At 35.6% G+C, this 13,261-nt stretch carries 13 protein-coding genes; 2 read left to right on the plus strand and 11 right to left on the minus strand.

Annotated features, from left to right (window positions below):
* Positions 1–10: 10 nt before the first annotated feature.
* Entirely contained in the window at positions 11–772 is a 762-nt protein-coding gene (locus LV842_RS07595; protein WP_233110851.1) for a phospholipase D-like domain-containing protein, read from the plus strand.
* Here the strand turns inward: LV842_RS07595 and LV842_RS07600 are convergent.
* From LV842_RS07600 to LV842_RS07620, 5 genes are all read right to left on the minus strand, one after another.
* Positions 765–1,856: a serine hydrolase domain-containing protein gene (locus LV842_RS07600; protein WP_394801207.1), complete on the minus strand. Its 1,092-nt coding sequence runs from the start codon at positions 1,854–1,856 to the stop codon at positions 765–767. The genes LV842_RS07595 and LV842_RS07600 overlap by 8 nt on opposite strands.
* Positions 1,857–1,947: 91 nt before the next feature.
* Entirely contained in the window at positions 1,948–2,964 is a 1,017-nt protein-coding gene (locus LV842_RS07605; RefSeq protein WP_233110853.1) for an alpha/beta hydrolase, read from the minus strand.
* A 21-nt stretch (positions 2,965–2,985) separates the two neighbouring features.
* On the minus strand, positions 2,986–3,369 hold the full coding sequence (locus LV842_RS07610) for a DUF3037 domain-containing protein (RefSeq protein WP_233110854.1): 384 nt from the start codon (positions 3,367–3,369) through the stop codon (positions 2,986–2,988).
* Positions 3,356–4,129, minus strand: a complete 774-nt coding sequence (locus LV842_RS07615; RefSeq protein WP_233110855.1) for a HipA family kinase — start codon at positions 4,127–4,129, stop codon at positions 3,356–3,358. The genes LV842_RS07610 and LV842_RS07615 overlap by 14 nt, the downstream gene beginning before the upstream one ends.
* Before the next feature lie 15 nt (positions 4,130–4,144).
* On the minus strand, positions 4,145–5,398 hold the full coding sequence (locus LV842_RS07620) for a PKD domain-containing protein (RefSeq protein ID WP_233110856.1): 1,254 nt from the start codon (positions 5,396–5,398) through the stop codon (positions 4,145–4,147).
* A 62-nt stretch (positions 5,399–5,460) separates the two neighbouring features.
* Here LV842_RS07620 and LV842_RS07625 point away from each other — a divergent pair, with 62 nt between their 5' ends.
* On the plus strand, positions 5,461–6,300 hold the full coding sequence (locus LV842_RS07625; protein WP_233110857.1) for an alpha/beta hydrolase family protein: 840 nt from the start codon (positions 5,461–5,463) through the stop codon (positions 6,298–6,300).
* A gap of 108 nt (positions 6,301–6,408) precedes the next feature.
* Here LV842_RS07625 and LV842_RS07630 read toward each other — a convergent pair whose 3' ends face one another.
* The 6 genes from LV842_RS07630 to LV842_RS07655 form a co-directional block, all read right to left on the minus strand.
* Positions 6,409–7,230 (minus strand): flavin reductase family protein, encoded by an 822-nt coding sequence (locus tag LV842_RS07630; RefSeq protein ID WP_233110858.1) that lies wholly within the window; start codon positions 7,228–7,230, stop codon positions 6,409–6,411.
* 165 nt (positions 7,231–7,395) lie between these two features.
* Positions 7,396–8,643 carry a fumarylacetoacetase gene (fahA, locus tag LV842_RS07635; RefSeq protein ID WP_233110859.1) on the minus strand — a complete coding sequence of 416 codons (1,248 nt, stop codon included), beginning with the start codon at positions 8,641–8,643 and terminating at the stop codon, positions 7,396–7,398.
* Positions 8,644–8,696: 53 nt separating this feature from the next.
* The gene (locus LV842_RS07640) at positions 8,697–9,158 is read right to left on the minus strand and encodes a hypothetical protein (protein ID WP_233110860.1); all 462 of its coding nucleotides are present in this window, start codon (positions 9,156–9,158) and stop codon (positions 8,697–8,699) included.
* Positions 9,159–9,227: 69 nt separating this feature from the next.
* Positions 9,228–10,358, minus strand: coding sequence for a 4-hydroxyphenylpyruvate dioxygenase (gene hppD / locus LV842_RS07645; protein WP_233110861.1), 1,131 nt, complete (start codon positions 10,356–10,358; stop codon positions 9,228–9,230).
* Between the two features lie 169 nt (positions 10,359–10,527).
* Positions 10,528–11,802 (minus strand): acetyl-CoA hydrolase/transferase family protein, encoded by a 1,275-nt coding sequence (locus LV842_RS07650; RefSeq protein WP_233110862.1) that lies wholly within the window; start codon positions 11,800–11,802, stop codon positions 10,528–10,530.
* 203 nt (positions 11,803–12,005) lie between these two features.
* Positions 12,006–13,193, minus strand: coding sequence for a homogentisate 1,2-dioxygenase (locus tag LV842_RS07655; RefSeq protein WP_233110863.1), 1,188 nt, complete (start codon positions 13,191–13,193; stop codon positions 12,006–12,008).
* Between the last annotated feature and the right edge of the window lie 68 nt (positions 13,194–13,261).

A 13,261-nucleotide genomic window follows, 5' to 3' on the forward strand; every position in this document is an offset into this window, starting at 1 on the left:
ATTTTGTTGTATGTTTTATAATAATGCAGTCTGCGATATTTATATAGGAAAAAGTGCAGGCGCAAAACTATTGCAGGATATCAGAAATGCAAAAACAAATGTAAAAATAGTATCTCCTTATCTTTCTCCTTCGTTAATTAAGGAATTGATTTTTTTGCATACCAAAGGAATTAAGATCAGTCTTATTACCAGTGATGAAATAGAAGATTTTTACGGAAATGATAAGAATATTAATAAGTTAATTGTTCAGAAAAGACATGTTGATGAAAAAGCAAAACATTCAAGAGACGGTTTGATCAGTCTATCTGGAACTCTGCTTTTTACAATAATAGGTTTGGCCGTGGTTTTAGTTCCTTTAATTTTTCTTTTGAAAGAATGGAAGTTTGCCTATGGTTTTATTCTTGTTGTTGTGCTGTTTTTTGTGAGAGACTTTATCGTGAGGCAAATTAAAAACAAACGGATTTATCATTATACATATAAACAGTTGTTCCCTTTTAAAGTGTTTATTTCTCCCAATACCGGCAATTCTTTTAACAAAACATTCGTTCATAGTAAAATATATGTGATTGATGATGAAATTGCTTATATGGGATCCTTGAATTTTACAGCAAAAGGTATAAAAGACAATCATGAAACCCGAATCAGAACTGCAGATCCTAATGCTGTTGCAAGGATCATAGAAGAAGTAAATGAGATATTCTTTAACTCTAATTTAGCAGAAAGAGATTTACAATTTTGGGGAAGTCAGTTGTATACAGAACCGATTAATTAATCACGGCATTTATTTTTTGCCATAAGACCTCATCAAAACCTGAACGAGCAAAATTCACATGATCTGCTGCATTACCCATTCTTATGATTACCAGTTTTTTACTGGGAACAACGTAGATTTTCTGATCATTTTTTCCTAAAGCACAAAACAGATCATCCGGAGCACTTGGAATTAGTTTTCCATTCAATTGAATTTGCGTTTGTGGGAGATGATAGCTTGCTTTTCCGTTAAGCCACCACAAATATCCGTAAGCAAGATTGATGTTTTGTGACGTATTGGTTGCGTTTTGAAAATAATTAGCATTAATAATCTGTGTGCCATTCCAGTTTCCATTATTGAGAGCGAGCAATCCAAAGCGGGCCATGCTTCTTGTAGTACTCCAATATACGCTGTTGTCACCTCTTTGAATCCAGCTTCCGGTCATCCCGATTTTATCCCGGAGTTTTGTATTGAAATATTGCGACCAGCTTTGTTTAGTTGCAGCCGCAACTACATCTTGTAATTTTACATACACATTATGATAGGCCCATCTTGTACCAGCATTAGCTTTGTATTGGAGATTTGCTGGAGTTACATCATTACCCCTGCTATCATCTAAGCCGGAAGTCATCGTCAACAGATTTTTGCAGGTGATGAGATTTTCTTTTGCTAAAGGTTCACTCGTCCATCCAGTTCCGATATATGCCGAAACCTTATTGTTGATATTCAAAAAGCCTTCCTGTTCTGCAATTCCGGTTACGGCGGAGGTAAGAGTTTTCCCTGCACTTGCCCAATACCAAGGAGTTTTGGAAGTATGTCCTCCAAAATAGTTTTCCATTACAATTCTTCCGTTCTGAAGAATTATAAAACTTTTAGAATTTTTGCTTTGTAAATAATCCAGCAGATCCTGAACTTTATCCTGATGCCATCCTAAACTGGAAATTGATTTTGTTTCCCAGCTGTCACTATTGGAAGGCGGAAAATACATAGTTTCTTTTACTGCAGGTATTTTCTTAGAGCTTTTGTGTTTTGCTAGATCCGCAGAGTTAAAGCTGCAGGTAATCAATACGACGCTGAAAATAGAGGTTGAAAATAATTTTTTTATTTTCATGTGAAATTAGTTTGAATTCTATTTTTAGATATATAAAAGTTGTATTAGTTAAACTTAAGGTATCTATTGGGTTTTAATTCAATAACTATTTTTTGTGAGCAATAATAAAGTCCACCATTTCATTAGAAAGCTGTTCAAGATATGCTTTGTCTGTAGTTCTGAAACCATGTACACCGTCTTTTACAATGGTTAAGCTGTTGGCAATATTTTCTTTTCTAAGTTTTCTTTTTAATTTTTTAGATTGCTGCATAGGAACTACTTTGTCTTTATTTCCCTGAAGAATTAAAGTCGGAATTCCATGATCAACATAAGAAATAGGAGAAATGGTTTTAAAATATTCAACGATTTTTCTTTTATCTTTTTTGATATCATAACCTGACATTCCCAACACAATTTTAGACCTTAATTCCACAATGTTTTTAGCAAATAAATTAATAAAGAATACAGGAATTTTACCTGCACGAGTATGCAGAAGTGTATTCAGGTCTGTAGGTCCGAAATTATTAACTACATAATTGACTTTAGCAGAATATCCCGAAAGTTCAGGGGCTCCGACAAATTCATTATCTTTGGTATACGCTGCTAACATGGAAAGATGAGATCCTGCCGAAGCTCCGAAAAGACCAATGTTGTTGGCGTCAAAATTATATTTTTCAGCATTTTTTCTTACCCATCGTATGGCGTCTTTTGTATCCTGAATGGGCAAAGGAAAATGAACTGTTTCGTTTACTAAGGTATATTCAATGCTGATAACTGCATAGTTTCTCTCTACCAGTTTTAAGATTGTATTTTCGATATAAGTATCGGCATGAATGGTTTTTTCTCCGCCAACCCAACCTCCGCCGTGAACATAGATTAAAACGGGAAGTTTTTCGGAAGAAGAGTTTTTCGGTTTGTAAATGTCTAAAAGGAGAGGTTTTTCATTGTTGGTTTTATAGGTGATATTCTCGGAAACTATAGTTTTTTCAGGGAGAAAAATACTTTTTTGTGCTTCCTGTTCAATTTGATTTTGAGAAAAACCTAGGCTGAATACTCCCAAAAGGAAAATAAAAAACAGGTTTGTCAAAAACCTGTTAACTATATTGTGATTCAATGATTTCATAATGTAAAATTTAAGAGATGGTTATTTTACTAACTCTTCAAAAAGTTTACCAAAGGTCTTTTCCAGATCCTTAGATTTTCCCGGATGAGGTCTTGATGTTTGAACGACAGAGCTTCTTACTGCTGTCAACCAACGGAAACGCTCAGGAATTTCAAGTTGTGCGATAGGACCACCATCTTTATTTCCTTCTGCAATTTTTTTAAAACTTTCCAGATTTTGAATAATATCTTCGTAATCCAGTTTACTGTGCATAAGTCTGAATTTATCAGGACATAAATAAAAGTCTGCCTTGATGAATTTCTCCTTTTTAGAAAACATCACCAAACCTATATTGAAAAATTCTTCTCTTTCAACCTTAGGAACCAGACGTATGACTGCGTATTCGTATATTTTATCCTCTTGCATTTTTGGCTTCGTTTAAAAAGATTTCAGAATGTTCTAATCGGGTCTTCAGGAAGTTGAAATAAATTTCACGGATTTCTTCCGGTGTTTCATCTGCATCGTTCCAATGTAACCAGTTCTCAGGAATCAGGTTGACAATTTCTCTGAAAACAGTATCATTCAACACTTCTTTTGCGAATCGATCTGCTTCATCAAGTTGCGTTGCCTGTGATAACAAAACATGGTCTTTTACATATTTGAACGGAGTTTTTGCCGCCGTATCAAAATTCTGCCACGAATGATGGAAATAGAAAGAAGCACCGTTGTCGATAACCCATAATTCTTTATGCCACATCAGAAGATTGGTATTCTTAAACGTACGATCGATATTGGTGATAAATGCATCCAGCCAAACGATTTTTGAAGCAAGAAGAGAATCAACCTTTACACTCGAATCATAAGCAATAGAGCCTGAAAGATAATGCAAACCTAAATTCAAACCTTCTGAAAATTTCAATAAATCCTGAATTTCCTCATCAGCTTCTGTTCTTCCAAAATCGACATCGAGATTAACAAAAACTAGCTCAGGAATTTTTAATCCTAATACTTCAGTGATTTTTCCTCCCAATAATTCTGAAATCAACATTTTTACTCCGTGACCTGCACCACGGAATTTTAAAACATATTTGAAATCGTCATCAGCTTCTGCCAAAGCAGGAAGAGAACCTCCCTCTCGAAGTGGCAGAATGTATCGCATTACGGTTACCGTTCTTAAATCCAACATGCAGCAAAAATAGGGCTATTTTTTGATAATTTTTTGAGTATACTCTTTTTCATCGATCTTATACTGCAAAAGATAAACTCCGCTAGATAAATGTTGTAAAGAAATGATATAACCGGATTCTGTTGTTTTCAAATTATGATTGACGATTCTTCCGGTCGCATCTTTTAGAGAAACTAGAGAAAACTTTGAATCAGTAACTATATTAATGAAATTGCTTGTCGGGTTCGGATAAATCTGAACGGTATTCTTAGAATTTTCAAGAATGCTTAAATTATTGACTATAAGATTTTTTGTTTTGGTAGAATTACCTCCACAAGCATTGGTCGTTAAACTTACTGTATAATTTCCGGGAGTAGCATAATGATGTTGTGGGTTTTCTAAAATAGAAGTGGTTCCATCTCCGAAATTCCACAAAAAAGAGGTTGCATTTTGAGTCTGATTGGTAAATTGAACCGTTTGGGAACTCGGATATGTAAATGAAAACTGGCTGTGAACATCATTTGTTGGAATCAACCAGGTATTCATATGATCAAAAACCACATTTTTCACGGTATTTTTAAGAATATTCGCTTCGCTTACCGTAAGATTACCATTGAAAGTTGTCAATGTAGGATCTTTTTTAAAAATGATGGTGTAAAAAGTATAAGCAGCAGCCATGGAACCTAAATAAGACGGGTGAGATTCATCTGACGAATAAAGTTCTAAAGAAGGATATTGAGTTCTGATATTTCTCCAGACTTTTCCGACAGGAGAAACCAAACTTTCATTATCAGTCGCCATTTGCATATAGCGCTCGTATAGTTTATCATCCATTCCTTGGTAGGTGCAATTGTAGGGTAGGGAAGAGCAATTAGACTGATCTCCTGATTTTCGTCCCCAAGTCATGTAAAAGATTACATTTCCACATGCGTTTTGATTGTTTACCAGTGTAGAAAGCTGTTGTGCAAAGGGGAAAACATCGGTTTGTACCTGAGATAATGGAAAAGACGGAAGCTGGCTTTGCTCTTGCAGCACTACATAATCCCAGTTTCCTAAACTGATGGTAGAAGTTACATTCTGATTGTTCGCATGATCTTGTAAAGTTGATCCACCCGGAGTATGGCTTTGATGTATTAAAACATCTCCTGTTGAAGCAGCGATACTGGCGATTAAAACGGGAAGATCATTATAATACGTATAGCTGTTTCCTACAAAGAAGACTTTTTTAGTACTTTGTCCAAAAACGAGCGATAATGAAGTTAATAATAAAAGAAGTAAAGTTTTTTTCATATATTTAATTAAAAGTGAATTATACAAATTTAAAAAGATATTAAACAAAATGTGTTGATTTTATGGAATTGATAAAAGAAATTGATATACAGTTAAATAACCCGGAGACCGGAACCTTTCTTGCAGATGCATTCTGCCCTGAATCAGATCAGAAATTACCTTTGGTGATTTTTGTTCATGGGTATAAAGGATATAAAGATTGGGGAGCCTGGAATTTAATGGCGGAAAAGTTTGCAGAAGCCGGATTTTTCTTTGTGAAATTCAATTTTTCCCATAACGGAACTACGGTTGAAGATCCCCATAATTTTGCTGATCTGGAAGCGTTTGGAAATAATAATTATTCTAAAGAACTTTCGGATTTAGGAGTGGTAATAGATTATTTTATTCAACATGAAAAAGTGGATGACCAAAAACTAATTGTAATGGGTCATAGTAGAGGAGGAGGGGTTTCCATCATTAAAACTTTTGAGGATGAAAGAATCAATGGTTTAATAACACTGGCAAGTGTGGATACATTGGATCGTTTTCCTAAAAATGACGCTTTTGAAAAATGGGAAAAAGCAGGGGTATTTTATGTGGTAAACGGAAGAACGAAGCAGGAAATGCCTCATTATTATCAGTTTTATGAAGATTTTAAAAGAAACGAACTGCGTTTTGATGTGGAAAGAGCCACCGAAATGGCAATGGCACAGATGTTAATCATCCACGGAACCAATGACGAAAGTGTAAGGGTAAAAAGTGCGGAGCATCTTCACTTTTTAAATCCAAATTCAGAACTATTTTTAATTGAAGAAGGTAACCATACGTTTGGAGCCAAAGAACCTTGGGAAGAAAATGAGTTGCCAAAAGATCTGAATACAGTAGTAGAAAAATCTATTGAATTTATCAATAAGAAATTATAAATGAATAAGGCTGGAAGCAGGAAGCCTGGAGTCGGAAGTTTTTAAACGATGAAACTTTGCGTTTCAACTGCAACCTCTATCTTCTTACTTCTTGCTTCCAGCCAAAAATTATTTAATTAACATTTTCCAGGCTTCTTCAATTTTACTTTCAAGTAGAAATTTTTGGGCATCTTGATGAATTTTTTCATCAGAATGGTAATCTCCTGCAGGTAAAACCTCAACGTTGGCCAACATTCCTAAATCATTTCCAGTGAAAACTTTGCTCAGTTTTATTTCATCCGGAAGAAGATCGAAGCCAATTCCTTTAGTTACCAATGGTTTTGGAACTTCAAAAAGGTTGTTTTCGTTATTTCTGGAATACCAGTTTCCGCCTAAACGGGCTACCATATCCAGTTTTTTCTGATCAAGATTCCCTTCTTCATTCAGGTATTCTTCTCTGATATGGATTTTCTGCACTTCACAGATGACCAGATTTCCTGCACCACCTTGATCTCCCAAAGATTTTACTTCTAAAACCTTGCATTCAAAGTTTACAGGACATTCTTCGATTAATTTAGGTTGTACCAAATCAGCTTCCTTCATAGTTAAGCCGGATTTGATAAATTCATTCACACCATCACCATATTCTGTAGATGCTAAAGAAATTTGCTGAACAATAGGAAAATTTACCGTGCCGATTACAACTTCAGGAACTTCCAACACGTTTTCTAAAGTATGTTTTGTCGTATTGTCACGTACTCTTCTCGAAGGTGAAAAAATCAAAATCGGAGGAACCGTACTGAACATATTGAAAAAACTGAACGGTGATAGATTGATCTCACCATTCTTATCAACCGTAGAAGCTAATGCAATCGGTCGTGGTGAAACGGCAGTCTGCATTACAGTTTGTAGTTGTACCGGAGTTATTTCAGATGGAATAAGTGTTTTCATGTTTTTTGTTTTAATACTTAATTAAATTTTAAGTATTTAAATTATGTTAAAAAAAATGCTTCGACTCCGCTCAGCATGACATTTCTAATACTAACTGTTTTTACAGTATATTTTTAGCGGTGTCATGCTGAGCAAAGCGAAGCATCTCTATATTAAAAATTATAATTAAACTGTAGGAATAATTTTACCACTTACTTCACCAAAACCAACTCTCACACCATCTTTTTCAGCCCAAGCTTTCATTGTTACTGTATCATTATCGTCGATGAATTTTCTTTCCTGTCCGTTGCTCAGTTGAATCGGGTTTTGCCCTCTCCATGTTAATTCAAGCATAGAACCGAAAGATTTTGGATCGCTTCCTGAAATGGTTCCGCTTGCGTATAGATCACCAACTTCTACGTTACAACCATTTACAGTGTGATGAGCCAATTGCTGAGTCATATTCCAGTACATATGCTTATAATTGCTTTCACAGACTAGATTTTCCTCACCATTTTCTGGTTGAATATATACTTCAAGGTTAATGTCGTAATTTTTATCGCCCTCAAATTTCAGATAATCCAACACCTCAGGATCTTGAGTAGGAGAAGCCGTTCTGAATGGTTCTAAAGCTTCCAAAGTAACTACCCATGGAGAAACTGACGAACCGAAATTTTTAGCTAGAAACGGACCTAGCGGAACATATTCCCAAGACTGGATATCTCTTGCAGACCAGTCATTGAAAACCACCATTCCGAAGATAGCATCTTCAGCCTGTTGAGTAGAAATACTCTCGCCCATCTCTGTGTTTTTGTTGACAATGAACGCCATTTCCAATTCAAAGTCTAACTGCTTACAAGGACCAAAAATTGGTTTCTCTACGTCAGCTGGTTTCATTTGACCCTTTGGACGGTTGATATCAGTTCCTGAAACTACAATAGAAGAGGCTCTACCGTGGTATCCTACAGGAAGATGTTTCCAGTTAGGCAACAAAGCATTTGCAGGATCTCTGAACATTTTTCCAACGTTGGTTGCGTGTTCTATGCTGCTGTAAAAATCTGTGTAATTCGGAATGTGAACCGGCATCATCATTTTTACTTTATCCAAGTCATAAAAAGCATCTTCGATGGTTTTCTGATCTTTTGACAAAGCTGAGCCTTCCTGTAATAATTCCTGAATTTTCAAACGTACCGCATTGGTGACAGGTTTTCCAAGTTCAATGAATTCGTTAAGGGTATAAGCTTCAAAGATATTATCGTCTAGGCCTTCAATTTCTTCAAAATAACCAAGATCATACAATGTCGCAAGATCAATAACCTGATCCCCGATTCTTGTACAGCAGCCGATATATTCTTTATTGAATACTGCCACACCAAAAGGAATATTATGTATTGAGAAGTCTGAATTTGATGAATATTCTACAAATGATTTCATAAGTTTAGGATTAAATAAGAATTTAAGAATGAAATTTCCCGAATTCTAGGTTATTATTTTTTTGAATAAGATTCTTCATCGATCCACCTGTCTTTGGTATTGACATCGATAAGGTATAGAATTTCTTTTTGCTTTGTCAGCAGCAAAGTTTTAGTTACCGGAATCGGAACCTTTTGATTTTCCAACATATCGGCACGTAAGGAAATGATATTTTTTCTACTTCTGACAATATCACCCGAAAAAACATTTGAACTGCTTTCTCCTGTTACTTTATCATCGAAAACTTCTACATAAGTTACTTTGTTTCCTTTAATCACGATAAAATCTCTTTCTGTGTGATCTTCTGCGTCTTTAATGAAAACAAATTTTTTATTATCAATACTTACGTTTCCTAATTGCTGATTAATACCTTTTCTTTCTTCAAGTTGGGTAAGAATTTCGTTTGCAGTTCCGTATTGTGCTTTTGCACATACCAAAGTTGCAAGTAATGAAATCCCGATGAGAATTTTTTTCATATTATGGTGCTTTATAAAAAAGTTTTGCCAAGATAGGGATCCTGACAAAACTTGATATTGTATCTAAAATTAAAGATTTCCTCTTTTTTCCTGCTCTCTCTCTAAAGCTTCGAATAATGCTTTAAAGTTACCGGCACCGAAACTTTGAGCACCATGTCTTTCAATGATTTCAAAGAATAGAGTAGGACGGTCTTCTACAGGTTTAGTAAAGATCTGTAATAAGTACCCTTCTTCGTCGTGGTCAATAAGGATACCTAGATCCTGAAGTTTTTTAAGGTCTTCATCAATGTGACCTACTCTTTCAGGAACCATGTCGTAGTATGCTTCAGGTGGAGCTGAAAGGAATTCTACACCACGTTTTTTCAATTCAGTTACAGTGTGAATAATGTCTTTTGTTGCAACAGCAATGTGTTGTACACCTTCACCTTCGTAGAAATCAAGATATTCTTCTACCTGAGATTTCTTTTTACCTTCTGCAGGTTCGTTGATAGGGAATTTAGCGAATCCGTTTCCGTTTGACATTACTTTAGACATCAAAGCAGAATATTCTGTGTTGATTTGTTTATCGTCGAAAGAAAGGATGTTCACAAATCCCATTACTTTTTCGTACCACTCAACCGTTGGAAGCATTCTGTCCCAACCCACGTTTCCTACACAGTGGTCTACATACAATAATCCTGCATCTTCAGGGTTGTAAGCACTTTCCCATTTTTCGTAACCAGGCATGAAAGGACCTGTATAATTTTTTCTTTCAACAAACATGTGAACAGTTTCTCCGTAAGTATAAATTCCGGACATTCTTACCTCACCGTGCTCGTCAGTTAAAGTTACAGGCTCTAAATATGGTTTTCCACCTCTTTTTGTAGTTTCTTCAAAAGCTGCATAAGCGTCGTCTACCCAAAGTGCCAAAACTTTCACTCCATCACCGTGTTTTTTTACGTGCTCATTGATTGGTGAATCAGATTTAAGACCAGTTGTCAAAATTAATCTGATTTTTCCCTGTTGAAGAACATAAGATGAGCGGTCTCTTACTCCTGTTTCAGGACCAGCGTATGCTACAGACTGAAAACCGAAAGCGGTTTTATAAAAATGAGCAGCCTGTTTTGCATTTCCTACATAAAACTCAATGTAATCTGTACCATTAATTGGCAAAAAATTCTCTGCTTGAGCAATTTTTTCGGCAAATGTAAGTGTTGACATATTTTCTATTTTTACTTTTAATTTATAGGTTGCAAATTACGAAATTCCCTGAAATATTTAAAACTGAAACAAACAGCTGTTAGTTAAAGTTTTAATAAAATATTCAGGAGATAATTAAAGTACAAAAGCCACCCCAAAAAGGTGGCTTGAAGAGTTTTTTTATATGATTTTAATGCTTAAATCTTTCGAAAGCAGCTCTTTCCAACATTTCCCTGTCGTCCGGGTGCGCAATACGGATCAGTTCCTGGGCTCTTTGGCGTAGGTTTTTTCCATACAAATAAGCTGTTCCGTATTCGGTTACTACCCAATGAATATGCCCTCTTGTGGTAACTACACCTGCTCCTTGTTTTAAGTAAGGAACAATTCTGGAAATTCCTTTTTTCGTTCTTGAAGTGATGGCAATAATGGGTTTTCCGTCTTCACTCAATGCAGCTCCTCTCATAAAATCCATCTGACCGCCAATCCCGCTGTATTGCATTGTTCCGATAGAATCTGCACAAACTTGTCCGGTTAAATCAATTTCAATGGCCGAATTGATAGCAACCATTTTCTTGTTCCTCATGATGTTGATTGGGAAATTGACATTGCTTACATCATTGAACGCAAAAACGGTATTATCATCTACATAATCGTACAATTTCCTTGTTCCAAAGCAAAAACTGGTAATGGTTTTATTGTCGTTGTAACCTTTATATTTATTGTTGATAACATCATTTTGAATTAAATCAATAACTCCGTCACTCAGCATTTCGGTATGAACACCCAGATCTTTGTGATTACCTAAGCATTTTAAAACAGCATCAGGAATCGTTCCTATTCCCATTTGCAGGGTAGATTTGTCTTCAATCAGTGCTGCAACATTTTTACCGACTTCCATTTCTTCAGGTCCTACTTTAGCTCCGTAATCAACGGTAGGAAGCTCTTCTTCATGCCAAACCAGTTTATGAATTCTGCTGATGTGAATCATTCCGTCGCCATGAGTTCTCGGCATTAATGGGTTAACAATGGCAACAATTGTTTTGGCTGTATCCACTGCAGCTCGTGCAATATCGACAGAAGTTCCTAGTGTGCAAAAACCATGCTTATCCGGTGGAGAAACAGTAATTAAAGCCACGTCTAACTGTAAAATATTTTTTCTGAATAAAATCGGAATTTCACTTAAAAAGACAGGAACAAAATCTCCCTGGTCAGAATTTACAGCACCACGAACCGGTGTTGAAACAAACAATGAATTAATAAAGAACTTATCCTTGTATTCAGGTTTGGCAATTTCCACATTTCCCTGCTGAGTAATGGAAACCATTTCTACGTTGTCTAATCGGTTAGATTGTCTTGCCAGTTCGTCAATTAAGTAATTTGGGGTGCAAGCGCTCCCGTGAAAGAAAACACGGTTTCCGCTTTTGATAGTATAAATAGCTTCTTCTGCACTAATATAATTATACATATTGAAATTTTTTATAGATAATATTTACAATTCTTTTTATAGGTTTTGCAAATGGTTTGATCTTATAAAGATAGTTCATATTGATGTATTGAACCCCAATATTCCAATCTCTTTTAAAGATTTTTGTCATGTTTTCATTCTGTATATTGAAAAAAAAGGACCAAATGCTTTGCATTCAGTCCTTTTATATGTATCCTAAAAAATTATTCCTGAGAACGATCTTCCATCGTTTTATCATTTTCTTCCAACCATGAAGTTTTGTAGGAAGGATCTTCCACTTTTAAAGCTTCTTCCGTAATTTTCAACGGACGGAAAGGATCAACCATCACAGCATATTCTTCAGTGAATTTTTTACCGATACTTCTTTCCATTGCTCCTGGATGAGGTCCGTGAACGATTCCTCCCGGGTGAAGGGTGAAGTCCATTAAATCAATATGATTACGGCTCATAAAGTCACCTTCCGTATAGAATAAAACTTCATCAGAATCTATGTTTGAATGATTGTAAGGAGCAGGAATTGCCAATGGATGATAATCGTACATTCTTGCACAGAACGAACAAACCACGAAATTGTGCCCTTCAAAGTTTTGGTGAACCGGTGGTGGTTGGTGAATTCTACCCGTAATCGGTTCGAAATTTTTAATATTGAATTTATAAGGATAAAAATAACCATCCCAACCTACTACATCGAACGGATGTGTTGCGTAGATAAAATCTGTAATTTGGTTTTCCTTTTTTACTTTAATTAAAAATTCTCCTTTTTCGTCTTTGGGTTCAACATAAGTAGGAGCAATGATATCTCTTTCGCAGAACGGAGAATGTTCCAGCAATTGCCCGAATTCGTTTCTGTATCTCTTTGGAGTATAAATCGGAGAGTGACTTTCCAATACAAAGAAGACCGTATCATCAGAATGTAATTCAACCTGGTAAATGGTTCCTCTTGGAATAATTAAATAATCTCCCACGAAAAATTCTAAATCTCCCACGAAAGTTTTCAATACTCCGCTTCCGTTATGAACATATAAAAGCTCATCACATTCAGCATTTTTGTAGAAATAATCCATTGATTTTCTAGGCTTCGCCAACCCCATTTTCAGGTCGTTGTTCATCAAAAGAATCTTTCGGCTATCCATAAAATCGTCTTCAGGAGTTACGTTCATTCCTTTAAACATTCTTGGAGTTACATTCTTATCAATGGCAATTTTCGGGGTTACATCTTTCGGTTCACCAATCGATTTTATTTGGGTCGGACGGTGAATATGGTATAATAATGAAGAAATCCCGTGAAAACCTTCTGTTCCGAAAAGCTGTTCGTAATAAAATTTATCTTCCGGAGATTTAAAAATCGTATGCCTTTTTTGTGGGATATTTCCCGACTGATGATATCTCATTTTACTTTTATATGTAGTCTCAAATTTAATAATTTTTGAGGAATCATTAAAAACAAAAAAACTTCTGA

This window comes from Chryseobacterium gwangjuense, assembly GCF_021311115.1.
GTDB lineage: Bacteria > Bacteroidota > Bacteroidia > Flavobacteriales > Weeksellaceae > Chryseobacterium > Chryseobacterium gwangjuense.

Coding starts and splice junctions, on each gene's coding strand:
- LV842_RS07630 (WP_233110858.1), bottom strand. CDS start 7,230: ATGAAAACACTTATTCCATCTGAAATAACTCCGGTACAACTACAAACT.
- LV842_RS07610 (WP_233110854.1), bottom strand. CDS start 3,369: ATGCAAGAGGATAAAATATACGAATACGCAGTCATACGTCTGGTTCCT.
- LV842_RS07605 (WP_233110853.1), bottom strand. CDS start 2,964: ATGAAATCATTGAATCACAATATAGTTAACAGGTTTTTGACAAACCTG.
- fahA (WP_233110859.1), bottom strand. CDS start 8,643: ATGAAATCATTTGTAGAATATTCATCAAATTCAGACTTCTCAATACAT.
- LV842_RS07620 (WP_233110856.1), bottom strand. CDS start 5,398: ATGAAAAAAACTTTACTTCTTTTATTATTAACTTCATTATCGCTCGTT.
- LV842_RS07650 (WP_233110862.1), bottom strand. CDS start 11,802: ATGTATAATTATATTAGTGCAGAAGAAGCTATTTATACTATCAAAAGC.
- hppD (WP_233110861.1), bottom strand. CDS start 10,358: ATGTCAACACTTACATTTGCCGAAAAAATTGCTCAAGCAGAGAATTTT.
- LV842_RS07655 (WP_233110863.1), bottom strand. CDS start 13,193: ATGAGATATCATCAGTCGGGAAATATCCCACAAAAAAGGCATACGATT.
- LV842_RS07615 (WP_233110855.1), bottom strand. CDS start 4,129: ATGTTGGATTTAAGAACGGTAACCGTAATGCGATACATTCTGCCACTT.
- LV842_RS07640 (WP_233110860.1), bottom strand. CDS start 9,158: ATGAAAAAAATTCTCATCGGGATTTCATTACTTGCAACTTTGGTATGT.
- LV842_RS07595 (WP_233110851.1), top strand. CDS start 11: ATGTTTTATAATAATGCAGTCTGCGATATTTATATAGGAAAAAGTGCA.
- LV842_RS07625 (WP_233110857.1), top strand. CDS start 5,461: ATGGAATTGATAAAAGAAATTGATATACAGTTAAATAACCCGGAGACC.